The organism is Asticcacaulis solisilvae (assembly GCF_052327315.1).
GTDB classification, from domain to species: domain Bacteria; phylum Pseudomonadota; class Alphaproteobacteria; order Caulobacterales; family Caulobacteraceae; genus Asticcacaulis; species Asticcacaulis solisilvae_B.
This window is the reverse complement of the sequence record NZ_CP166196.1, coordinates 831,381-851,816: the sequence shown is the minus strand read 5'-3', so window position 1 is coordinate 851,816 and position 20,436 is coordinate 831,381. Positions and strand designations below refer to the sequence as shown.

20 protein-coding genes are annotated in these 20,436 nt (G+C 64.3%); 9 read left to right on the top strand and 11 right to left on the bottom strand.

The window, feature by feature from the left end:
• The first annotated feature begins 14 nt into the window (after window positions 1-14).
• Window positions 15-569, top strand: coding sequence for a TetR/AcrR family transcriptional regulator (locus AB8717_RS04010; protein ID WP_443749739.1), 555 nt, complete (start codon window positions 15-17; stop codon window positions 567-569).
• Here AB8717_RS04010 and AB8717_RS04005 read toward each other — a convergent pair.
• On the bottom strand, window positions 559-2,412 hold the full coding sequence (locus tag AB8717_RS04005) for an ABC transporter transmembrane domain-containing protein (protein ID WP_443749738.1): 1,854 nt from the start codon (window positions 2,410-2,412) through the stop codon (window positions 559-561). The genes AB8717_RS04010 and AB8717_RS04005 overlap by 11 nt on opposite strands.
• A 136-nt stretch (window positions 2,413-2,548) precedes the next feature.
• Between AB8717_RS04005 and rpmE the strand changes: the two genes are divergently transcribed.
• The 4 genes from rpmE (at window position 2,549) to AB8717_RS03985 (ending at window position 4,591) form a co-directional block, all read left to right on the top strand.
• The gene (gene rpmE / locus AB8717_RS04000) at window positions 2,549-2,773 is read left to right on the top strand and encodes a 50S ribosomal protein L31 (RefSeq protein WP_443749737.1); all 225 of its coding nucleotides are present in this window, start codon (window positions 2,549-2,551) and stop codon (window positions 2,771-2,773) included.
• Between the two features lie 65 nt (window positions 2,774-2,838).
• On the top strand, window positions 2,839-3,201 hold the full coding sequence (locus tag AB8717_RS03995; protein ID WP_443749736.1) for a ribosomal maturation YjgA family protein: 363 nt from the start codon (window positions 2,839-2,841) through the stop codon (window positions 3,199-3,201).
• A complete protein-coding gene (locus tag AB8717_RS03990) occupies window positions 3,202-4,089 on the top strand; it encodes a heme-dependent oxidative N-demethylase family protein (RefSeq protein ID WP_443749735.1) in 888 nt (295 codons plus the stop codon). It begins immediately after the preceding gene.
• Between the two features lie 31 nt (window positions 4,090-4,120).
• Window positions 4,121-4,591: a hypothetical protein gene (locus tag AB8717_RS03985; RefSeq protein WP_443749734.1), complete on the top strand. Its 471-nt coding sequence runs from the start codon at window positions 4,121-4,123 to the stop codon at window positions 4,589-4,591.
• A 144-nt stretch (window positions 4,592-4,735) separates the two neighbouring features.
• Here AB8717_RS03985 and cckA read toward each other — a convergent pair whose 3' ends face one another.
• The 4 genes from cckA to fliQ form a co-directional block, all read right to left on the bottom strand.
• The gene (cckA, locus tag AB8717_RS03980) at window positions 4,736-6,931 is read right to left on the bottom strand and encodes a cell cycle histidine kinase CckA (RefSeq protein ID WP_443749733.1); all 2,196 of its coding nucleotides are present in this window, start codon (window positions 6,929-6,931) and stop codon (window positions 4,736-4,738) included.
• Between the two features lie 143 nt (window positions 6,932-7,074).
• Window positions 7,075-8,148, bottom strand: coding sequence for a flagellar biosynthesis protein FlhB (gene flhB / locus AB8717_RS03975; protein ID WP_443749732.1), 1,074 nt, complete (start codon window positions 8,146-8,148; stop codon window positions 7,075-7,077).
• 197 nt (window positions 8,149-8,345) lie between these two features.
• Window positions 8,346-9,182: a flagellar biosynthetic protein FliR gene (gene fliR, locus AB8717_RS03970; RefSeq protein WP_443750854.1), complete on the bottom strand. Its 837-nt coding sequence runs from the start codon at window positions 9,180-9,182 to the stop codon at window positions 8,346-8,348.
• Window positions 9,182-9,445, bottom strand: a complete 264-nt coding sequence (fliQ, locus tag AB8717_RS03965) for a flagellar biosynthesis protein FliQ (protein WP_443749731.1) — start codon at window positions 9,443-9,445, stop codon at window positions 9,182-9,184. The genes fliR and fliQ overlap by 1 nt, the downstream gene beginning before the upstream one ends.
• Window positions 9,446-9,648: 203 nt before the next feature.
• On the opposite strand from fliQ, the gene AB8717_RS03960 reads away from it, so the two are divergent.
• Both AB8717_RS03960 and AB8717_RS03955 read left to right on the top strand, forming a co-directional pair.
• Window positions 9,649-10,797, top strand: coding sequence for a S1C family serine protease (locus AB8717_RS03960; protein ID WP_443749730.1), 1,149 nt, complete (start codon window positions 9,649-9,651; stop codon window positions 10,795-10,797).
• A gap of 95 nt (window positions 10,798-10,892) precedes the next feature.
• A complete protein-coding gene (locus AB8717_RS03955) occupies window positions 10,893-12,017 on the top strand; it encodes a S1C family serine protease (RefSeq protein WP_443749729.1) in 1,125 nt (374 codons plus the stop codon).
• Here AB8717_RS03955 and AB8717_RS03950 read toward each other — a convergent pair whose 3' ends face one another.
• From AB8717_RS03950 to AB8717_RS03940, 3 genes are read right to left on the bottom strand one after another with little or no spacing between them, the layout of a single operon-like run.
• Window positions 12,018-12,323: a flagellar hook-basal body complex protein FliE gene (locus AB8717_RS03950; RefSeq protein WP_443749728.1), complete on the bottom strand. Its 306-nt coding sequence runs from the start codon at window positions 12,321-12,323 to the stop codon at window positions 12,018-12,020.
• 10 nt (window positions 12,324-12,333) lie between these two features.
• Window positions 12,334-12,750 (bottom strand): flagellar basal body rod protein FlgC, encoded by a 417-nt coding sequence (gene flgC / locus AB8717_RS03945; RefSeq protein WP_443749727.1) that lies wholly within the window; start codon window positions 12,748-12,750, stop codon window positions 12,334-12,336.
• Window positions 12,751-12,762: 12 nt separating this feature from the next.
• Window positions 12,763-13,176: a flagellar basal body protein gene (locus tag AB8717_RS03940; RefSeq protein ID WP_443749726.1), complete on the bottom strand. Its 414-nt coding sequence runs from the start codon at window positions 13,174-13,176 to the stop codon at window positions 12,763-12,765.
• A 152-nt stretch (window positions 13,177-13,328) separates the two neighbouring features.
• On the opposite strand from AB8717_RS03940, the gene AB8717_RS03935 reads away from it, so the two are divergent.
• Together AB8717_RS03935 and fliP are read left to right on the top strand one after the other, a co-directional pair.
• Window positions 13,329-13,814 (top strand): FliO/MopB family protein, encoded by a 486-nt coding sequence (locus AB8717_RS03935; RefSeq protein WP_443749725.1) that lies wholly within the window; start codon window positions 13,329-13,331, stop codon window positions 13,812-13,814.
• 100 nt (window positions 13,815-13,914) lie between these two features.
• Window positions 13,915-14,625 carry a flagellar type III secretion system pore protein FliP gene (gene fliP / locus AB8717_RS03930; RefSeq protein ID WP_443750853.1) on the top strand — a complete coding sequence of 237 codons (711 nt, stop codon included), beginning with the start codon at window positions 13,915-13,917 and terminating at the stop codon, window positions 14,623-14,625.
• 8 nt (window positions 14,626-14,633) lie between these two features.
• On the opposite strand, the gene AB8717_RS03925 is transcribed toward fliP, so the two are convergent.
• From AB8717_RS03925 to AB8717_RS03915, 3 genes are all read right to left on the bottom strand, one after another.
• Window positions 14,634-14,906: a type II toxin-antitoxin system ParD family antitoxin gene (locus AB8717_RS03925; protein ID WP_443749724.1), complete on the bottom strand. Its 273-nt coding sequence runs from the start codon at window positions 14,904-14,906 to the stop codon at window positions 14,634-14,636.
• 874 nt (window positions 14,907-15,780) lie between these two features.
• Entirely contained in the window at window positions 15,781-16,653 is an 873-nt protein-coding gene (locus AB8717_RS03920; protein WP_443749723.1) for an SPFH domain-containing protein, read from the bottom strand.
• Window positions 16,654-16,985: 332 nt separating this feature from the next.
• Window positions 16,986-20,006: a tetratricopeptide repeat protein gene (locus AB8717_RS03915; RefSeq protein WP_443749722.1), complete on the bottom strand. Its 3,021-nt coding sequence runs from the start codon at window positions 20,004-20,006 to the stop codon at window positions 16,986-16,988.
• Window positions 20,007-20,436 lie beyond the last annotated feature (430 nt).

The window sequence follows — 20,436 nt, the reverse complement described above, 5'->3', positions numbered from 1 at the left end:
ACAGGAGGGGCCAGATGTCCGCCGACACAGAAATCAACATTGACCGGCGCCTGGAAAAGACGCGCACGGCGATCGTCGCCGCGTTCCTGGAATTGCTGTTCGACCGCCCCTACGGCCAGGTCACGATCGCCGCTATTGTCGAGCGCGCCAATGTCGGGCGATCGACCTTCTACGAGCATTTCACCGGCAAGGACGACCTGTTGCGCCGGGGATTGTCAGGGCCGCTGTCGGTCATCGCCTCGACCGTCAGACGCGGTACCCGTCCGGCCGATCTGGTCGATACGCTGAAGCATTTCCGTGAAAACCAGCGGATCGCGCGCGTGCTGCTGCAAACGGCGGCCCGGCACAGCTTTTCACGCGTGCTGGCGGCCGAGATCGAAACGGCGCTGGGCGATCTGCGGCCCCTGTCGCGGCTGCCGGCATCGCTGGTGGCGGCGCAGATCGGCGCGGCGCTTCAGGCAGCGATGGAACCGTGGATCCTCAGCCAGGTCCCCGCCACGGCGGAGACCCTGGCCGAAGCGCTGTGCCTTACCGGGCGGGCCATGGCAGAAGGCCTGCTTACGTATTGAACTGAAGCTGCGCCAGGCGGCGGTAGAGGCCGTCGCGGGCGGCCAGTTCGGCGTGGGTGCCGCTGTCGACCACCCGGCCCTCGTCCATCACCACGATGCGGTCGGCCTTGAGCACGGTCGCCAGCCGGTGGGCGATGACCAGGGTCGTGCGTTCGCGCATGGCTTCGTTAAGCGCGGCCTGGACCAGCTGTCCGTTTTCGGCGTCGAGCGCAGAAGTCGCCTCATCGAGCAGCAGGACCGGCGCATTACGCACCAGGGCCCGCGCGATCGACAGGCGCTGCTTCTGCCCGCCCGACAGCGACTTGGCGCGTTCGCCCAGCGGTTGCTTGAAGCCCTGCGGCAGGGCCTCGATAAAGGTCAGGGCCTGCGCCTTGGCGGCGGCCAGGCGGATATCGGTGTCCGTGGCGTTCTCACGCCCGAAGCGGATATTGTCTTCAGCCGAGCCGGAGAACAGGGCCGTGTCCTGCGCCACCAGCGACAGGCGTTCGCGCACCGCCTTGGGGTCGGCCCTGCGGATGTCGACGCCGTCCAGCGCGATGCCGCCGGTCTCGAACTCATAATAGCGCAGCAGCAGCTTGAAGACGGTCGACTTGCCGGCGCCCGACGGCCCGACCAGGGCCACGGTTTCTCCCGGCCTGACGTGCAACGAGAAGCCATCGAGCACCTGGGCTTCCGGACGCGACGGATAGGCGAAAGTGACGTTGTCGAAGACGATATCGCCGCGCGCCGGTTCGGGCAGGACGGCGGGCGACGGCGGCGCCTTGATATTGGGCTCTGACTGCAAAAGCTCGTCGATGCGCGCCATGGCGCCGGCGGCCTTCTGCACGTCGCCCCAGGTTTCGTTGAGGTTGGCGACCGAGCCGCCGGTGAAGGCCGCCAGGAAGACGAATTGCAGCAGCTTGCCGTTGGTCATGTGACCGTTCAGCACGTCCTGCGCCCCCAGCCACAGCACGATGGAAATGCCGCCGAAGATGAAGGTGATGAACATGGCCGTCATCATGGCGCGTGTCGCCATGCGTCCGACCGACTTGGCATAGGCGGCCTCGACGCCGGCATCGAAGCGGGTCTGGGTGAACTGTTCGCGCACGAAGGCCTGGACGGTTTCGAGCGCATCGAGCGATTCCGAGGCGAAGCCGACGGCGCTGGCGAACATGTCCTGGGTTTCGCGCGTCACCCGGCCGACCTGGCGGCCGAAGGCGATCAGCGGAACGACGACGAACGGAATGATGACAAGGACGAAGCCGGTCAGCTTGGGGCTGACGATCATCATCAGCACGATGCCGACGACGAAGCTGAGGAGATTGCGCAGGGCGATCGAGATCGACGATGCCACCAGCGATTCGATGATCTGGATGTCGGCGGTCAGCCGCGAAATGACTTCGCCCGTCCGGATTTTGAGGAAATAGGCCGGATCGAGGCGCAGGATATGCCCGAAGACGTCCTCGCGCAGGTCGGCGACGACGCGTTCCCCCAGGCGCGTGATGAAGAAGTAGCGCAGGGCCGTCGACACGGCCAGCACCAGGGCCAGCACGCCCGCCAGCAGGAACCACTTGTTGAGCTCGGTCGGCCGCCCGGAACCGAAGCCGTTGTCGACCAGATGCCGCAGGACGAAGGTCATGGTCGGCACGGCGGATGCCGAAATGACCAGGAAGACCAGCATGAAGACGCCGTTGACACGCTGTTTCCACAGATAGGGTCCAAGACGTCTGAGCGGCCTGAGGTCGCGCGTCTTGCCGCGCCGGGCGGCGGCGGCCCGGATATCGCCGGCCAGTTCGGCGCCGGATCCGGGGCGGTCCCTGGGGTCTGTGTCTGGGGCGGGTGATGCGGAACGGGAGTCGGCCATGGTGCCGATTTAGATAGGAAAAGGTTGCGCCGCAAGACGCCTTCATGTATGAGGCCTGCCTTCCGCCGGCGCTGCCCGGCTCACCCCTTTTTCGGCGTCCGCGCTTATGCTGGCTGGACGTGTAAGGACCGCGACGATGAAAAAAGAAGGCCACCCCGATTATCACTGGATCACCGTCACCCTGACGGACGGCTCCAGCTACAAGACGCGCTCGACCTACGGCAAGGAAGGCGCTGTCCTGAACCTCGACATCGACCCCCGCACGCACCCGGCATGGACCGGTGGTTCGGGCCAGCTGCTCGACCGGGCCGGCCGCGTTTCGCGCTTCAACAACAAGTTCGGCGGCTTCCTCAAGAAGTAAGCTTACGGGCAAGACCAAAAGAATGCGGTGCTTCGGCGCCGCATTTTTCGTTTGGGGGGCGGAAAATGCGCGTTGGATATGCCCTGGCGGCTGCGGTGGTGTTCGCGATCGAACTGGTCATCGCGCTGTTCGTTCATGACGCGGTGATCCGTCCCTATATCGGCGACTCGCTGGCCGTGGTGCTGGTCTATCTGGGTCTACGCGCCGTTTCGCCCCTGCCGGTCCGCACGGCGATCATCGCGGCCTTCCTGATCGCCTGCGCCATCGAGTTCGGACAGTATGTCCATCTGATCGACCGGCTGCACCTGCGCCACCAGATGTGGGCCCGGTTCCTGCTGGGCGGATCGTTCGATCTCAAGGACTTCGCCGCCTATGCCGTGGGCGCCGCAGCTGTTGCGCTGGGCGAGACCTTGCGGCAGAAAAGATGAATGCATACGCCCTATGACGGCTCGTCCAAGCTGTTCACCATCGGTCTGAAACCGCTCGATCTGAAAGACTGGATCGACGCGGACGGCGCGCTTTTGGCCTATCTCGATCAGAAGGACCGGCTGGCGGCCCGCGTGCCGCACGACATCTTCGGGCAGTTGCCGGGCAGCGAGGCGGCGCAACGCGAGGCCCTGATGCTGCTGGCCGATCATTTGCCGGAGCGTTTTCCCGACATCTATATGCGCATGGGCCCGCAGGTCGACGTCGTGCCGGCCTTTCGCCGGGCGCGGCTGGACGATCCGCTGACGCCGCCCCTGCTGATCGCGGCGGGCATGGTGCAGGAGGATCTGGTGGTCCTTGAAAAGCGCGAAGAGGGCTGGACGGTGACGGCCGGAGCGCTGGCCTTTCCGTCGTCGTGGCGGCTGTCGGACAAGCTCGGCCGGCCGATGCACGAGGTCCACGGCCCGGTGCCGGGCTTCAATGCCGGCACGCGCAATGCGGCGATGATCGAGCGCATGTTCGACAATCTGAAACCCGAATTGCCGGTGATGCGCTGGAACTGGTCGCTGTATGGCGACGCAGAGCTGCATCACCCGGAGCCGGGAAATGCCGGCCGGAGGTTCGGCACCGGTGAGGTAGCGGAAAACGTCTATCTGCGGCTGGAGCGCCAGACCCTGCGCAGGCTGCCGGACAGCGGCGCCATCCTGTTCACCATCCGCATCTATATCGATCCGTTCGAGGCCTTGGAAAGCCACGCTGACGGGCCGGAGATCGCGACGGCCCTTATCGCGCAGATCGGCGCGCTGACGCCCGAACAGCTCGATTACAAGGGCATGACGGCCGATCGCGAGGCGCTGATCCGGCGGCTTGAGGCGCTGGCGGCGAAGTGATAGCGTCGCCCCCTAAGCCCGGGGGTTTTTCATGCAACGCATCCTTTCCATGACCGTACTCGTTTTCGCGCTGGCTGCCTGCAGCAAGCCCGTGGCGGCGCCCGCGGAAGCGTCGTCGGCAGCCGCATCAAGTGCTGTTCCGGCCAGCTTCAAGGTTGAGGCGCTGACCGACGCCGACAACGACATCCAGGGCTGCCAGGTCATGCTCGACCAGAAGGGCGTGGGCCAGGTCTTCATCGAAGACGGCGTCGATACCGGCGCGCACGGCTATATCCGCGTCGACGGCGCCCGGTATCGCGTCGACCTGACGACGTCGGTGATCGATGAAAAGGGCGGCGTCCGGGTCTTCGTCGACAAGAAATCCGGCCTGACCGTGACCGAGGCGCTGACGACCGGCGCGGCGCATGAGGAGTCCGACAGCGTCGAACAGTCGGGCAGTATCGTCGTGGCCTTCAAGGGCGTAACGCAGAAGATCGCGGTCGACGGCGGAACCGCTTGCTAAGTATCGGGGCGTGGGGGCTGTGCCCCCACAAAAACCTTCGATCAATAAAAAAGCCCCCGCGGCAGGCGAGGGCTTTTTTATTGAATAAAGTCTTGGGGCCACAACCCGGCCCTCCGCATGGCTCCGGGCGTTCGGCCCGGAAACTCAAGCCGCCAGCTGTTCCTTCACCCGCTCCGCCAGCGTCTTGATATCCAGCGGCTTCGGCAGGAACGACACATTCTGCTCCTCTTCCAGCAGGTCCGAGAATTCCGACTCGGCATAGCCCGAAATGAACATCACCGGCACATTGCCGATCAGCGGGCGGGCGCGCTTCAGCATCGACGGGCCGTCCAGGCCCGGCATGATCACGTCCGAAATCAGAAGATCGAACTTGTGTTCCTTGGACTCGATGATGGCCAGAGCCTCTTCGCCGTCCTCGGCCTCGATGACCTCGTAACCGCGCTGGCGCAGCAGGTGCGCCGCGATGCCGCGCACGATCTGCTCGTCCTCGACGAACAGGATGCGGCCGACGCCCGACAGGTCCTTGGGCACCGGCTTGGCCTCGACCACCGGCTTCGGCGCCGTCTCGCCGCCCGGCTTCTCCTGCTCGATCCACACCGGCAGGAAGATGCGGAAGGTCGCGCCCTGCCCGATCCTGGAATCGATCAGGATATGGCCGCCCGCCTGGTTGATGATGCCGTGCACCGTCGACAGGCCCAGGCCCGTGCCCTCGCCCAGCGGCTTGGTGGTGAAGAAGGGCTCGAACACCTGGCCGACGATTTCCGGCGGGATGCCCGGGCCGGTGTCGCTGACCTCGATCAGGGCCGCGCCCTGGGCCGGCGCATTCTCCCAGCCGCGCGCCCTGGCCTCGTCCTGGCTCAGCGCCGCGGTGCGGATGTTGACCTTGCCGCCGCCCTGGGCGCGCATGGCGTCGCGGGCGTTGACCACCAGGTTCATCATGACCATTTCCATCTGCCCTTTGTCGACGTGGACATTAGGCAGGTTGCGGCCGTATTCGGTTTCGAGCTTCACGTCCTCGCGCACCAGGCGGCGCAACAGGACCTCGGCCTCGCTGACCATTTCACCGGCGTTCAGCGTGACGCGCTTGACGGTCTGCTTGCGCGCGAAGGCCAGAAGGTTGCGGACCAGGTCTTCGGCGCGGGCAATGATCTGGCGGATGCCGTTCAGGTCCTCGTACGACGGATCGCCCAGCGGATGGTTGAGCAGCAGCTGGTCGTTGCGGAACTTGAAGCCCGTCAAAAGGTTGTTGAAGTCGTGCGCCATGCCGCCGGCCACCTGGCCGATGGCCTGCATCTTCTGCGCCTGGACAAGGGTCTGCTCCAGCTTGCGCTGCTCCGAGACGTCGAAGAGAAAAACGGTGAAGCCGCCGGCAACCGGCGAGACATAGATCTGAACCGGGCGATCGGACTTGGTGCGCAGGGAAATGTCGAACGGACCGGCCTTGGCCGAACCGACGCGTTCAGTCAGGTCGGCGCGCGAATTGTCTGTGACGAAGTCGGCGAAGCTCATACCGGCCAGCGGGTCGTGGGGCTTTTCGACCAGGGCTGCGAACATCGGATTGAATTCCTGGATGCGTGCCGAGAACAGGTCGGCGCCCAGCAGCAGGGCCGCACCGAACGGCGCGGCCGCCGCGAAGGCGTCGAGCTCGGCCGCCGGCAGGTCCTGGGCCACAACCTCATGGCCGGCCTCCGGGCCGTCGGGCTCGCCATGCAACTTGTCGTCCTCGTGGTGCAGCATGACGTTCTGGCCCAGCACGCCCTGCGATCCGGCGCGCACCAGCACCAGGTCTTCGCCCAGGCGCGACACGATCATCTCGAAATCGAAGCCGCCCAGCTTGACAAGGGCGCGGCCATTGCCTTGCGCCTTCGCTTCGCGCAGCGCCACGAACAGGCCGGGGGCGTCGTCACCCTGCGGCAGGCGTCGCGCCGAACCGCCGGCGTCCTTCCAGGCCGCGTTGGCGGCGAGCACATGGCCGTCGAAGCCCGCAACCGCGGCGGCTTCGGACAGGGCCCCGACGATGTCGTTGGCGCGGAAGCCCTCGGCCGACAGGATTTCCTCATCGGTGGAGAAGGCGAACATGCCGAGGAAGATGACGACGGCAAAGGTGATGAGGATGATGGCCAGCATCAGCCCGATCGGCAACTGTCCCGCGACCAGCCACACCGCCGTGCACGCGCACAGCACGATGGCGGCGACGATGCCGAGCGTCCAGGGGTTCACCGTCTCGCGCAGGCGGCTGAGCGAAAAACGCGACGCCGGAGAGCGGGCCTGCGCCCCCTCTTCCCCTTCGAGCGCCGCAGGCGCGGGCTCAGCGATCGATTGAAACTTACGTGCAGCCAAGACGAACACCTTCACTTTTTCAAACCACGACGCCCGCCCCTTCAGGCGTCACGGGCACGAATCACTGCCTGATATTAACGCATTTGGCGAAATGACGCTTCTCAAGATAATGTCAGGGATTCCACGTCCTTAGCCGGCAGCGGTCAGAATCCGCGCCGCTTTTTCGTCAGGATGAAGCTGATCAGTTTCGCCACGGCGGCGAAATGCTCGGCGGGAATCTCCTGGTCGATATCGATGGCGGCATAGAGCGCCCGGGCCAGCGGCGGGTCTTCGACGATCGGCACGTCGTGCTTTCCGGCCTCTTCCCGGATCTTCAGGGCGACCGCGTCCATGCCCTTGGCGACGCAGATCGGTGCGGCCGTTTCGCCGGCCACATATTGCAGCGCCACGGCGTAGTGGGTCGGGTTCGTCACCACCACGGTCGCCTTGGCGACATTGGCCATCATGCGGCGGCGCGATTTTTCCAGGCGCAGGTGGCGCAGCTTGGCCTTGATGTGCGGGTCGCCTTCGGTGCTCTTGTATTCGTCCTTCTGTTCCTGCTTCGACATCTTCATCTTTTGCATGAAACGGAAGCGGACCAGCATGTAGTCGGCGCCGGCGCCGACGAACATGAACAGGCAGACCGCCATGGCCACGGCCATCAGAAGCTCGCGCGCATAAGGAAGAATGACGACGGGTGAGGCGCCCGTCAGGTTGACGATGCCCGCCACCTTGTCCTTCAGCGTCGCCCAGACGATGGCGCCGACCACGACCAGCTTGAGCAGGGTCTTGGCGAACTGGATCATGCCGTCGACGGCGAACAGGCGCTGGAAGCCCTGCAGCGGGTTGAGCTTCGAGAAGTCGGGCGCCAGCTTCTTGGGCGTGAACATCAGCCCGGTCTGCAGCACGTTGCCGGCGACCCCCAGCACCAGGGCCGCGCCCATGATGGTAATGATCGGCGGCAGGATCTTGAGCAGCAGGTCGCCCATGATGGTGACCCCGCCATCGCCTTCCAGCGAATTCAGCAGCTGTTCGGGGTGGGCCAGGAAAGGCAGCAGGTCGCCGGCCAGGGTCTGGCAGATCGCGGGCCCTTGCAGGGCCACGACCGCGACGGCGCCGATCAGCGACAAGGCCTGCGGCAGGTCGGCGGATTTGGCGACATTGCCTTCCTCGCGCGCCTGCTGGAGTTTTCGGCCCGAGGCCTCTTCTGTCTTGTCCTCATCCGAGTCCTCAGCCACGGGTCACCCCCGTGATTGCTTGCACCTCCCCGTTTCCGCAGGAAATGGGGAGGGGGACCGCACGAGGAGCCTTTAGGCGACGAGATGTGGTGGTGGGGTTTCTTACTTCCTTCACACCATCAGCCGTATTCAAGAAAGCAAGAAACCCCTCCACCATCCCATCGCTTCGCGACGGGGAGATGCAGGAAAAAACCACCTCAGCCATTGCCGTGCCTTATGAAGACGGACAGCATGTCCTGATAGTGGTCGATGAAGACCATGCCGGTGGCCCCGAGCCCGAGGGCGAACAGGGCCAGGCCCAGCAGCAGGCTGAGCGGCGTGGCGGCGAAGAAGATCGGGAAGTTCGGCATGATGCGGCCGATGAATCCCGTCGCGATATTGAACACCAGGCCGAAGACGATCAGCGGCGCGGCCATTTGCAGGGCCAGCACGAAGCTCTGCTCGACCGTGCGCGTCATCAGCGTTACGGCATCGCCGATCATCACCGGGCGCTGCGCCGGAAAGATGCGGAAGCTGTCGACCATGGCGCGGATGAACAGGTGGTGCGTATTGGTGGCGTAGATCATCACCAGGCCCAGCATGGCCAGGAAGGTGGCGATGCTGGTCGAGGGCTGGGCCTGGGTCGGGTTGGCGGTCTGGGCGAAGGACAGGCCGCTTTGCAGCGAAATGATCTCACCGCTGGTCGTCAGGGTGAACAGCAGGACCCGCGTCAGCGTGCCCAGCATCAGGCCGATAATGACTTCGTGCAGGATCTGGCCGGTCATGGCGCCCAGGCCCGGCGGCAGCGGCGGCAGGGTGTCGCGCACCAGCGGCGCGGTGACGATCGAAAACGCCAGGGCGAAGCTGAGGCGATAGCGCGCCGGCACCGACTGGTCGCCCAGACCCGGCACCAGCATGACCAGGCAGGCCAGCCGGATGAAGGTCAGGCCCACGGCCCACAGGTCGGAAGACGTGCCGAAAAACGAGCTGACATCGGCGGCCGGGGCCGCGGCGATCGGCGCCAACCGCAGTCCGGGGGCGGCCGCCAGGATCATCACATGCCGGCGATCTTGCCGGCCACTTCTTGCATGAAGCCCGACAGAAGAGACCCCATCAGCGGCAGGAAGAGCAGCAGGGCAACGAAGATGGCGATGATCTTGGGGGCGTAGATCAGGGTCTGTTCCTGGATCTGGGTCAGGGCCTGGAACAGGCCGATGGCCACGCCGACGACGAGGCCGACGAGCAGGATCGGCGTCGCCAGCTGAATCGTCAGCCAGATCGCGTCGCGTCCGAAAGCCAGTACCTCAGTGCCGTTCATCTTGTTAATCCATTGCAGGCTACCCGGCAAAATCTGCCGGTACTCCCGGCGGAATTTGCCTGCCTCAGGGTTAATGCGGGATTAAGACTGCAGAGATTCTCCCCCACGGGACAGGCCCGGCGGCCATAAATCGTTAAGATTGACAGCCGGTACCCGCAAACGGCATATCTGAGGCCGGGCGATCAGGCATTTCCGGGGGTTTCATGCACAGCCATGTCGTATTCGCAGCCGTCCGCCGGCTTTCGGCGGGGTGGCTGGCTGTTCTCGTTCTGGCCGTGGCCGTGGCCGGCTTTTCGGCGACGGCCCGGGCCGAGGATATGCAAAAGGTCTACGAGCTTACGCCCCAGGAGGCGCTGAAGCTGCTGACCGACGAGGCGGACCGGAACTTCGCGCCCCACAACATAACCCCGCTTTCGTCGGGGATCGGCCTGTCGGTGCATACCCAGGTCATTATCGACTGGTGGGACACGGACATTTCCATCCGCGAAGTCGAATTCAACCTGATGCCCGACAAGGTCATCCATGGCGTCACGGTGTCGACGCACAGCGGCGGTTCATCCTTCCTGACCGGCCGGCTGATCAACGACCACTTCATCAGCCGCCTGCAGCGGAAATTCGAAACCTCCGCCAAGGTCTATGCCGTCGCCCCGGCGCGCGTCCGCGAGATCAATTCCTATGCGGCCGCCGGCAGCGGCGGCAGCGACGGCGGCGAGGCCTCGCCCCCGCCGGCCGGAGGCGCCAGCGGCACGGGCTTCGTCATCCTTGACGGAAGCTATATCGTCACCGCCAACCATGTCGTAGCAAACAGCAAGACCATCTCTGCCGCCTGCGGCAGCGAGGCCGTCCGCTCCGCCCAGGTCCTGGCGCGCGACCCCGCCAACGACATCGCCCTGCTGAAGGCCGAAACGCCCCTCGGCTATCATCTGGCGCTGGCCGAGGAAGGCAGCGCGCACACGGGCGACAAGGTCTTCACCATCGGATTTCCCGTCCCGGATATCCTGGGCACCGAAGGCAAGTATTCCGAAGGCGTCATCAGCGCGCTGAGCGGCATCCAGGGCGCCGCCAACGTCATGCAGATCACGACCCAGATCCAGCCCGGCAATTCCGGCGGCGCGCTGATCGACACCAACGGCCACGTCATCGGCATCGTCACCTCGACCGCGGCCGTGCGCGCCTTCTACGAGAACGCCGGCAGCCTGCCGCAGAACGTCAACTGGGCCGTCAAGAGTGACTATCTGCGCCCGCTGCTTATCCGCTACTCCGCCACGGCGCCCGCTCCGGCATCCAGGGAAAAGCTGTCGGCGATCGAACTGGCCGAGCGCACCGCGTGCCTGATCAAGGTGACCTACTGACGCACGGCCCGGCCCGGCCCGATCGCGCAAGATTGACAGCGGCCCCCTTGGGGCGGCATATCTCGGGCGGGCGATGAGGTAATCCGGGGGCTTCAATGTACAGATCAGTCGCGTTGGCGGCCGTGCGCGGCCTTGGCCTGGCGCTTGCCGTTGCAACGGGGGGCGTCATGGCGTCCGCACCGCAGGCCTTCGCTGAAGACAAGGTCTATGTCTACGAGGACGTGACCGCCCAGCAGGCCTTCGACATCTTCATCGACCAGGCGGCCAAGACCTTCGGCAAGGACAATGTCGTGTGGAAGGGCACGCCGCCCAAGCTGGCGATCCACTCCGACTACGGCGGCTGGGACTACACCACGGAAATCTTCATCGACACGGTCGAATTCACCGCCAGGACCGGCAAGGTCATCCACGGCGTGTCGGTCCGCAGCCTGGGCTGGGGCAGTTCGATCATCGCCGGCCGCGGCGAGCAGGAAACCTTCGTCGACCGCACCAAAAGGCTGCTCGAAATCAAGGACATTCCCTATGTCGTCGAGGAATCGCGCATCCGCAAGACCGAGGTGACGGTCAGCTACAAGGGCGAAGGAAAAGCCCCCGGGGCGAAATATACCGGCACGGGCTTTGTCGTTCTGGACGGCACCTATATCGTCACGGCCCATCACGTGATCGCCGACGGCAAGACCATTTCGGCCCTCTGCGGCACCGAAGCCGTGCAGTCGGCGGCCGTCGTCGCGACCGATCCCGCCAACGACATCGCCCTGCTGCGCGTCGAGCGGCCGCTGGCCTACCGGATGAGCCTGGCCGACGACGGCAGCCTCCACACCGGCGACAAGGTGTTCACGATCGGCTTTCCGGTCCCCGAACTCCTGGGGCCGGAGCCGAAATACTCGGAAGGGGTCGTCAGCGCGCTGAGCGGCATCCAGGGCGCGGCCAACGTTATGCAGATGACGACGCCGGTCCAGCCGGGCAATTCCGGCGGCCCGGTCGTCGACGCCAGCGGGCATATTGTCGGGGTGGTGGACGCCGAGGCGGAGGCCGGGGCCTTCTATCGGGGCGTGGGCACCTTGCCGCAGAACATAAACTGGGCGGTGAAAAGCGCCTATGTGCGCCCGCTGCTGCAACAATATGCCGGCAGCGCCGCGCCGGCAAAGGCCGGCAAGGAAGCCTTGTCGCCGATCGAACTGACCAAGCGCGCGGCCTGCTTCCTGACGGTCACCAACTGATTAAATCGGCATCCGCATGATTTCCTGGTAGGCGCTGATCACCTGGTCGCGGATCGAGATGACGGTTTGCAGATTGGTCTCGGCACTGGACACGGCAGTGACCGCGTCGATCAGCTCGGCCTTGCCCTGCTGCTGCTGGACCATCATGTTTTCCGCGCCCTGCGTCGCCTTCGAGGTCTGCTCCAGTGCGCCGGCCAGCATCTTGCCGAAGTCCGGGCGGCCGGTCGCCGCCGTGGCGCCGCCGGCCAGGCTGTCGCTCTGCTTGATTGCGGCGCCATAGGCGCGGGCTGCCATCAAGGGGGTCATGGGTCAGTCCTTACTTTTGCAGGATGTCGAGCGTCTTGGAAACCATGGCGCGCGACGTGTCGATGACGTTGAGGTTGGCTTCGTAGGCGCGCTGCGCCTCACGCATGTCCATGGTTTCGATCAGCGGATTCACATTGGGCTTCTTGACGTAGCCGCTGGTGTCGGCCGCCGGATTGGCCGGATCGAATTCCATGGTGAAGGCCGACGAATCCGGCACGACCTCAGCCAGCTTGACCCCCGTGGCGCCGTCGATCGGCGACGAGGTGAAGACCGGCTGCTGGCGGCGGTAGGGATCGCCGCCCTTGACCTTGGACGTCGAGTCCGCATTGGCGATGTTTTCGGCGATGATGCGCATACGCGCCTGCTGGGCCTTCAGCGCCGAGGCTGCGACCGCCATGGTCTGATCGGAATTGATGGACTTGACCATTACCTAGACTCCTTACTTACCAGGCGCCTTGATCGCCATGCGGACCAGGGACATCGACTTTTCATAGAAGCCCACGGCCGCTTCGAACTGCTGGCGGCTCTCGGACATCTTCAGCATCTGCTCTTCCATCACGACGCTGTTGCCGTCCATGGTGGTTTCCGAATCGGGCGCGGTGATCTCCTTCGCGCCGGACGGCAGCGGATTTTGCATCTGGATATGCATGGCGTTGGTCACCATCATGCCCATCTGGCCGCCCGCGTCCGAGCCACCGGCCATCAGCTGACCGAAGTCCTGGGCCTGAAGGTCGTGCGGTTTGAAGCCCGGCGTCGAGGCGTTGGCGACGTTTTCCGCAACCACCTTCTGCCGGCCGCTCAGCCAGCCCATGCGGTTTTGCAGCGCGTCGAGAAGCGATATGCCCGTCGTCATGGTCCGCCCTTTCCGGTTCGCGTCCGCCCCCGACTCGGCTTAAGGCGTGATGCCTGTGCCCGGAGGTACGGGGCAAATAATGCCCACCTTTTGGTTAACAAAGGCTTTCGGTAAACGGGCCGTTAACCAAAGGCCGGGCAGATGGAAAAGACATGGAAGCGCTGACTTCGACTCTCAAGGCGGTTTTCGCCCTGGCCTTCGTGCTGGGGCTGATCCTGGCGCTTGCCTACGTGCTGAAGCGCTATGCGCCGCAGCTCATGGCCAAGATGTCGGCCAAGCGCGGCCTGCGGCGTCTTGAGGTCGTCGAGACCCTGGTTCTCGATCCGGCGCGCCGCCTGGTGCTGGTCCGTCTCGACGACGAGGAGCGCCTGATCCTGCTCGGCGAAGGCCATGAGCTGATCGAGCCGCGCCCCAAACACACCGAGATCAAGCCCGAACCCAAGCCCGAACCCAAGACAGAGCCCAGGGCCGTAGAGGCGCCCGCCGTCTTGCCACAGGCCAAGCCGATGCCGCGTCCGGTTCCGCCCGCGGCGCCCGCCAAACCGGTAGCCGCCAGTACGCCCGCCAAACCCGCTCCGGCGCCAGCCGCCCGTCCCTCCGTCGCCCAAGCGCAAGATCCCAATGACGACCTGTTCTGACGCCGCGCCTGCTTCCGAAACACATGCCGCGCGCAAAGGGCTGTCGCCGCGCGCGCTCAACATCATCGTGCTCGTGACCTTCATTATCGGCTTCGCGCTGATGATCACGCCGTTCCCGGTCCTGGCCCAGGCGGTCAATGTCGATCTCGGCAAGGGCGGCAGCCTGTCGGCGCGCGTCATCCAGCTGATCGGCCTGATGACGGTGCTGTCGCTGGCGCCGTCGATCGTCATCATGTCGACCTCGTTCATCCGCATCGTCGTCGTCCTGTCACTGCTGCGCACGGCACTGGGCCTGCAACAGAGCCCGCCCAACGCCGTCATCATCTCGCTGGCCCTGTTCCTGTCGGCCATCGTCATGGCGCCCACCTGGGAGCGCGCCTATACGGACGGCATCCGCCCGCTGATGGACCAGGAAATGGAGCTGCCGCAAGCGTTCGACGCCGCCTCGACGCCCTTGAAGGGCTTCATGCTGGCCCAGGTCGACCAGAAGGACCTTGGCCTGTTCGTCAACCTGTCCAAGATGACCATGCCCAAGGACCAGATGGAGTTGCCGGTACGCGTGGTCACCCCGGCCTTCATGATTTCCGAGCTGAAGAAGGCGTTCGAAATAGGCTTCCTGCTGTTCGTGCCCTTCCTGGTCATCGACCTTGTCGTCGCCAGCGTCCTGATGAGCATGGGGATGATGATGCTGCCGCCGGCGACGGTGTCCTTGCCGTTCAAGCTGATCTTCTTCGTGCTGGTCGACGGCTGGGGGCTGGTCTGCGGCTCTCTGGTCAAGAGCTTTCATCCCGCGCTCGGTGGCGGAGGTTAGAGACTGCTTCAGTCTCGATTATTGCGCTGATTTTCCGCTTGTTGGCGAGCTACGGCGCGTACCTTCTCACGAACGTACTCAAAAGCTTCTTCGGCGGGAATAAACGGTCCTTCGAGGCCCTTCTGAATTTCGGCACGAAGCACATCAAGCCTGGCCTCACGGGCCTCAAGAAGCGCCACGCCCGCAGATACCACCTCGCTGACGTCAGCAAAGCGGCCGCTCGCGATTTGGGCTTCGATAAAGCGCTCGTGGTCTTCGCTTAAAATCACTGAGATTGTCACGGCAGCTTCCCCGTCCGACGCAGGCTACCACAAAAAGAAAAGGGAGGCGCGCCGTATGCGGCCTCCCCTTCCCCGTCTGTCCCCGGATGCGCTCAAGCCCCCCGGCTATCAACGCGCATCCTCCCTCGACAGACGCCCCCAAGGTCGGATTATGCCCCTGCCGTCTTCCCCCGAAGACGGACCTTGCCTGACGCACTGCCCCCAGTTGCGCCGTTAGAGTGGCGGGCCATCCGGCCTTGTTTCGACCCGTCTTCACGATTTCGGCAATATGATACCGTTCCGCAACCGCGGTCCGGGCGCCATATGGGCCGAAGATTATCGTTTGGACGGGATTTGAGCCGCGTGAAAGCGCCACCTGTCTAGAGGTGTTGGCAAAAGTCGAAAGGTTTCCGGTTGAGTCCTGATCAGGTGTGACCAGATTTTGGGCTGTGCCGATATACTTTTCTAAGCTTTCCGTCAGAGTTCGCTAATCTCGATGACGTTTGCTTTTCTTTTGTTTAGCGCCGGTTTCATCAACGGCTATTGCAATTTATGTGACGATCATTTTCTTCGTTCGCCTTCATCGCCGTTGAAAACTGTATGCTTACCTGGCGACGCAGACATATTACGCTTCTGCGAAATAACAGAAAAGCGAAACCGGAAAGATCACGCGGATGTGATTACGGCGTCAATGTGGCACGATCGCGCGCGGCAAAAAGCCCTGCCTTCCGGCATCTCTCCGTCGCGTCGAGATGGGGATGGCGGAGGGGTTTCTTACTTTCTTTGCGCCCCCTAGCAAGAAACCCCACCACCACATCTCACCGCCAACTGCTTACGCAGTCAGCGGTTCGTGCGGTCCCCCTCCCCATTTTCTGCGAAAACGGGGAGGTACAATTTACTTGCGGTCCAGGTTGATGAACGGCACCGAGCCGCCGGTGACCTGCGGCAGATGACCGTCCCACTTCTCGATGGCGCGCAGTTGCACCACCTCGGGATTGGAGGCGATCGACTGGGCCAGCAAGCGGTTCGATTCGGCGTCGCCGCGCGCCTGTTCGATCTTGGCGTCGGCCTGCGCCTTCGCAACTGCAACCTGGGCTTGGGCGGCCGAGGCGTCGGCGTCGGCCTTGGTCTTGGCCTGGATCGAGTCGAGAATGACCTGCGGGTAGCGGATGGTGCCGATCCAGTCGAGCTGGCTGACCTCGACGCCCTGCGGCGACCATTTACGGTTGACGCGCGCCAGCGCCTTCTGGACTACTGTCTGGCGGCCGCCCTTGTAGAGGTATTCGACGCTGACCAGTTCGGTTTCCGCCGCGATGGCCGAACGCACGTCGTTACGCAGGGGGCCTTCAAATATCTGATCGAAGGTTAGGCGATAACGCGTATAGAGCGCCGGCGCCTTCGACGGATCGATGCGCATGACAAGCTGCACGTCGGCCGTCATTGGCAGCGCGTTATTGTCCGAGAAGGTCAGCTCCTCGTTTTCCGGCCCGTCGTCGTTGCGTTCCTTAGTGTAGGCGTAGGTGCGCTGGATCACCGGGAATTCGACGATGCGTTCGCCCAGCAGATTGAAGTGGTAGCCGGACGACAGCGGCGTCGGATCGACGCCGGCCGAAGGGCCGAGCGTGCGTATCTTGACGCCGACATTGCCGGGCTGAATCGTGCGTCCGCACGACACCAGTCCGCCGCCCGCCACAAGCAGGACGCCTGCGACGGCAGCGATGGTGGCCGCCTTGCGTTGCAGGGGGAAACCCGGATTGATATTGGCCATATGTGTATCAGCGCTTCACGTGAATGAAGCAGCCCCTTTCGTTGCTGATGACAGGCAGTCTAGCGCAAGACCATGCGCACTCTGTTAACAGAGCGGGATAACCGTCACGGTTTCGGGGGCTTGATCGCGATGTCGCAAATATGGGCTTGGGCCGAGAGTTCGACGTGAAGGCTGCAAGACTTGCAGCGTATGCCTGGTTAATTTGCGATCATGGTCTTTCGTTTGCGTTCCTTCGGCTCGACACTTTGCCGGGCTTCGGAAACATTCAAATAATACAATAGCGCAGGGTCCACTCATAGCGAATCCGGACATGGGTCACGCGGATGTGAAAATCAGGCCGTCTTTGCCGGCGGCGCAGCCGCGGCGGCCTTGTTGGCGGCGGCGGCGGCGTTGTCCTTCTCGCGGAAACGCTTCTTCATGCCGGCGACCCAACCCGCGAAACTGTCGGTTTGCGCCGCAGCAGCGGCAAAGTCGCGCGGGCTGATCGTGCCGCCGTCCAGCGGCGCCAGCGCCACGCGCATGGCGTCGGGTGACGAAGCCGTGGCGGCAAACTTGCTCCAGCGTTCGTTTAGGCGCGTCAGCGACGCCTGGTCCTTCAACAGCGAGAAGGCGACGCCCGCCCGGATCAGCCGGCCCTCGTCGGCTATGGCCAGCGGCTTGTCGGTCTTGTAGCGGTCGCCCAGCTGCTTTTCGAGCACGGCTGCCGCCTTGCCCCAGTCCTTTTGCGCCCAGTAGACGTCGGCGCGCACGTCGCTGCCTTCGGGCGACGCGTCATTGCCCAGGGCGTCGAGCGCCTTGTCCGGCTGGCCGAGCTCGACCAGGGCCCGCGCCTCCAGCACGCGGCGTTCCTGCATGACATTCTTCGGCAGCAGCGTCGTGCGCGTGTTCCACAGGGCCTGAAGCGCCTTCTGCGGATTGCGGTTCATCAGGTAGATGGCCGCCAAGTCGGACGCCACCGATGCCTTGGCCACCCCCTGCAGGCGGTTGTCGATCTGGTATTGCAGAAGCGTCGCCGCCTGGTCGAGCAGGTCGACATCGACCAGCCGGCGCACGATGCGGCGGACCATCTCGTCGCCGTCCGCCCCCAGCGGCGTCAGGTCGCGGAAATCGTTGAACAGGCCCAGGGCCTCGACCGGCTGCATACCGTCGGCCATGCCGCCGAGGAACAGGTTGCGGAAGGCCTGGTTGAGCGAGGTCTGGATCTGCGCGGCCTGCGGCTTGCTGCCGAACTGCTGGCCGGCGGTGCGCAGGACTTCCAGCGCCTCGCGATAACGGCCGAGGCTGAGATAGATCTGGCCCATGCTGCTGATGATCTGCAATTCGGTGTCGTCGCCGCGCCAGCGGTAGCGCAGGCTGTCCAGCGCCGCCAGGGTTTCCGGCGCCTTGGCGCGCCCAAGCTGGAAGCGCAGCATGGCGGCGTGCATCAGGGCCGGCGACGCGATGCGGTCTTCCGACGCCCGCGACACGGCTTCATAGACCGCCAGGGCGCGCGGCTTGTCGCCCATGGCCTCGATGATCTGGGCGTCGATCAGGTAGGCCGACAGCTTCTCCAGCGGCGGCCCGTCCTGATTGACGGCATAGGTGATCAGGCCGTCGGCCGTCTTGAGGTCCTGGGTCTGCAAGGCCGCATAGGCGGCCGCGGCCGACAGCTTCATCTTCCACGCCACCGGCATCGATTCCAGCGCCTTGGAGCCTAGCTTGAAGTCCTTGACGGCGTCGGCATAGTGCCCGGACTTGGCCTCGGCGTACGACGCCCACAGGCGCGACGCCGGATCGGTGGCCAGGGACGGCGAGGCCAGGTCGGCCTGCGCTTCGCCGAATCGCCCCGTCATCATCTTGGCGACGACGCGCAGGCCCCTGACCTGGGGATCGTCGGCGGCGCGCGCGCTCTGCTTGACGATCAGGTCCAGCATCCCCTGCGCCTCGTAGTTCAGCCCCTGCCCCACCAGAAAGCGCGCCAGGGCCAGCCGCGCCTTGGTCGGCGCATTCGCCCCGCCCTGCGCCTCGTCGGCGGCCGCCAGCTGCAAGGCCGAATATCGCGTCAGGAAGCCTTCGTCCGGCGTCTGCGACCAGTCGGCATTGACCGCGCTGGGGTACAGCGCATTCTTGTATTCCAGCTTGGAATCGTCGGGCTTGGCGTTGGGATCGAGCGGCGACAGGGTCAGGCCGTCGGGCCGCGTCACGCTGATCAGGTCGCCGTCGAGCGCCACGTGCACGTCAGGCGTCATGTGCTCGACCACAATGCCCTGCGCGGTCGAGGCCAGCGTCGCTTCCAGCGTGGTGCGCGCGCTCTTCAGGTTCTTGATCGGACCGCGCGCGCAGACGATCGCCATGCGGTCGCCGACGCTGGGGTCGCGGATCCAGGCGACGCGCGTCGCGCCCGCCAGGTTGAGATTGAGACTGGGCGCTCCCGACGAATCGTCGCGCGTAATGGCGACGTCGGTCGTCTGGTCGGTCAGCGGCCGCCCGCCCAGCCGCACGCGCCACACCAGAGCGTCGTTCTGCACCGACAGCGAGCCGGTCGACGGCGCGGTGATGCGCATGGCGGTAAAGCCATCATTGTGCGTCCACTGCACGTCCTGGATGATGTTGCCGTCCTTCAGCTCCACCGGCAGGCGCAGGTCGACTTCCGTATCGAAGACGATCCAGATCGAATCGCCGCGCCGGAAGACCGCCGAGGCCACGGGGCCATCGAACGGGAAGGAGATGTCCTTGCCGTCGCCATTGTCCTCGACGTCGATGGCGACCACCGGCAGCTTCGGGGCCACGGCGGCGGCGGCCGGTCCCTTGGCGTCGGCCTTCTGGCCCAGCAGCAGCTGTTGCAGGTTGACCGTGATGGGCTGGTTGGGCTGCGGCTTTGCGGTGCTGGCGGGATGATCGTGCGGATCGATCTGCACGAAGACCGCGCCGTCCGAGCGCCCGAAATGGGTGTCGTAACCGTCCTGGACCGTCAGCACCAGTTCGGTGGCGCGCGCGTCGCTGCGGATGTCGGCATTGGTTATGCCGATCGGCGGATGCGAGCGCAGGTCGCCGATATCGGGGCGCTGCTGGCCCGGCAGGCGGATGATGACATTCCCGCCTTCCTTGCGCACCGAGGCGCGTGAGCCGACAGCGCCGTAGATTTCGATGCGGCCCGACTGGTCGTTGCGCCCGATGCGGATATCGATGTCGGCGCGCGAGGCGATATTGAGATTGAGCGGGTCGCCGACGGCCAGGCCGGTGATGCCGAAACTGGCAATGGCGGCGAACGCAGCGGTCGCGCGCAAGGCGTGGCCGAACGATACGGCGCGCGGGTTCGCCCCCCCGGCCACGGGGGCCTTGGCATCGATGCTGGGTTTGCGCACACGGCTCATGCCGCCCAACATGCCTAATGGGCGTTTAACGTCGGTTAACAAAACGCGAAAATTTTCTTAAAGAAATTCAGCATTTTCGGCCGGAAGTCGTCCGACATGGGCATTAATACCCTGATAAAGTCGGCAAGCTCCCAAGTATACCGCAACTCCCCCCAATAGGCACCTCGGCAAGTCGGAATGCCGGCAGCTCGTCCCAGCTCAACGTGGTCGACGACCGCGAAGCTTGCCGCCGGAATCGAGCCGATTATTAAACGTCACTGATGCCGCTCTTAAAATGGAAGGGGACACGCGGGGAATTTCTTACCTTCCTTACCTCATTGTTTTGATTGCAGAAATCGCCTCACAAATTCCTTACCTCAGCCTTACCATGTAAGATGGTATACAACTTACATATTCAAATTATTTTTCGTAATAAATTCAGTGAGGTAAG

Coding starts and splice junctions, on each gene's coding strand:
- AB8717_RS04010 (WP_443749739.1), top strand. CDS start 15: ATGTCCGCCGACACAGAAATCAACATTGACCGGCGCCTGGAAAAGACG.
- AB8717_RS04005 (WP_443749738.1), bottom strand. CDS start 2,412: ATGGCCGACTCCCGTTCCGCATCACCCGCCCCAGACACAGACCCCAGG.
- rpmE (WP_443749737.1), top strand. CDS start 2,549: ATGAAAAAAGAAGGCCACCCCGATTATCACTGGATCACCGTCACCCTG.
- AB8717_RS03995 (WP_443749736.1), top strand. CDS start 2,839: ATGCGCGTTGGATATGCCCTGGCGGCTGCGGTGGTGTTCGCGATCGAA.
- AB8717_RS03990 (WP_443749735.1), top strand. CDS start 3,202: ATGCATACGCCCTATGACGGCTCGTCCAAGCTGTTCACCATCGGTCTG.
- AB8717_RS03985 (WP_443749734.1), top strand. CDS start 4,121: ATGCAACGCATCCTTTCCATGACCGTACTCGTTTTCGCGCTGGCTGCC.
- fliR (WP_443750854.1), bottom strand. CDS start 9,182: ATGATCCTGGCGGCCGCCCCCGGACTGCGGTTGGCGCCGATCGCCGCG.
- fliQ (WP_443749731.1), bottom strand. CDS start 9,445: ATGAACGGCACTGAGGTACTGGCTTTCGGACGCGACGCGATCTGGCTG.
- AB8717_RS03960 (WP_443749730.1), top strand. CDS start 9,649: ATGCACAGCCATGTCGTATTCGCAGCCGTCCGCCGGCTTTCGGCGGGG.
- AB8717_RS03955 (WP_443749729.1), top strand. CDS start 10,893: ATGTACAGATCAGTCGCGTTGGCGGCCGTGCGCGGCCTTGGCCTGGCG.
- AB8717_RS03950 (WP_443749728.1), bottom strand. CDS start 12,323: ATGACCCCCTTGATGGCAGCCCGCGCCTATGGCGCCGCAATCAAGCAG.
- flgC (WP_443749727.1), bottom strand. CDS start 12,750: ATGGTCAAGTCCATCAATTCCGATCAGACCATGGCGGTCGCAGCCTCG.
- AB8717_RS03940 (WP_443749726.1), bottom strand. CDS start 13,176: ATGACGACGGGCATATCGCTTCTCGACGCGCTGCAAAACCGCATGGGC.
- AB8717_RS03935 (WP_443749725.1), top strand. CDS start 13,329: ATGGAAGCGCTGACTTCGACTCTCAAGGCGGTTTTCGCCCTGGCCTTC.
- fliP (WP_443750853.1), top strand. CDS start 13,915: ATGATCACGCCGTTCCCGGTCCTGGCCCAGGCGGTCAATGTCGATCTC.
- AB8717_RS03920 (WP_443749723.1), bottom strand. CDS start 16,653: ATGGCCAATATCAATCCGGGTTTCCCCCTGCAACGCAAGGCGGCCACC.
- AB8717_RS03915 (WP_443749722.1), bottom strand. CDS start 20,006: ATGAGCCGTGTGCGCAAACCCAGCATCGATGCCAAGGCCCCCGTGGCC.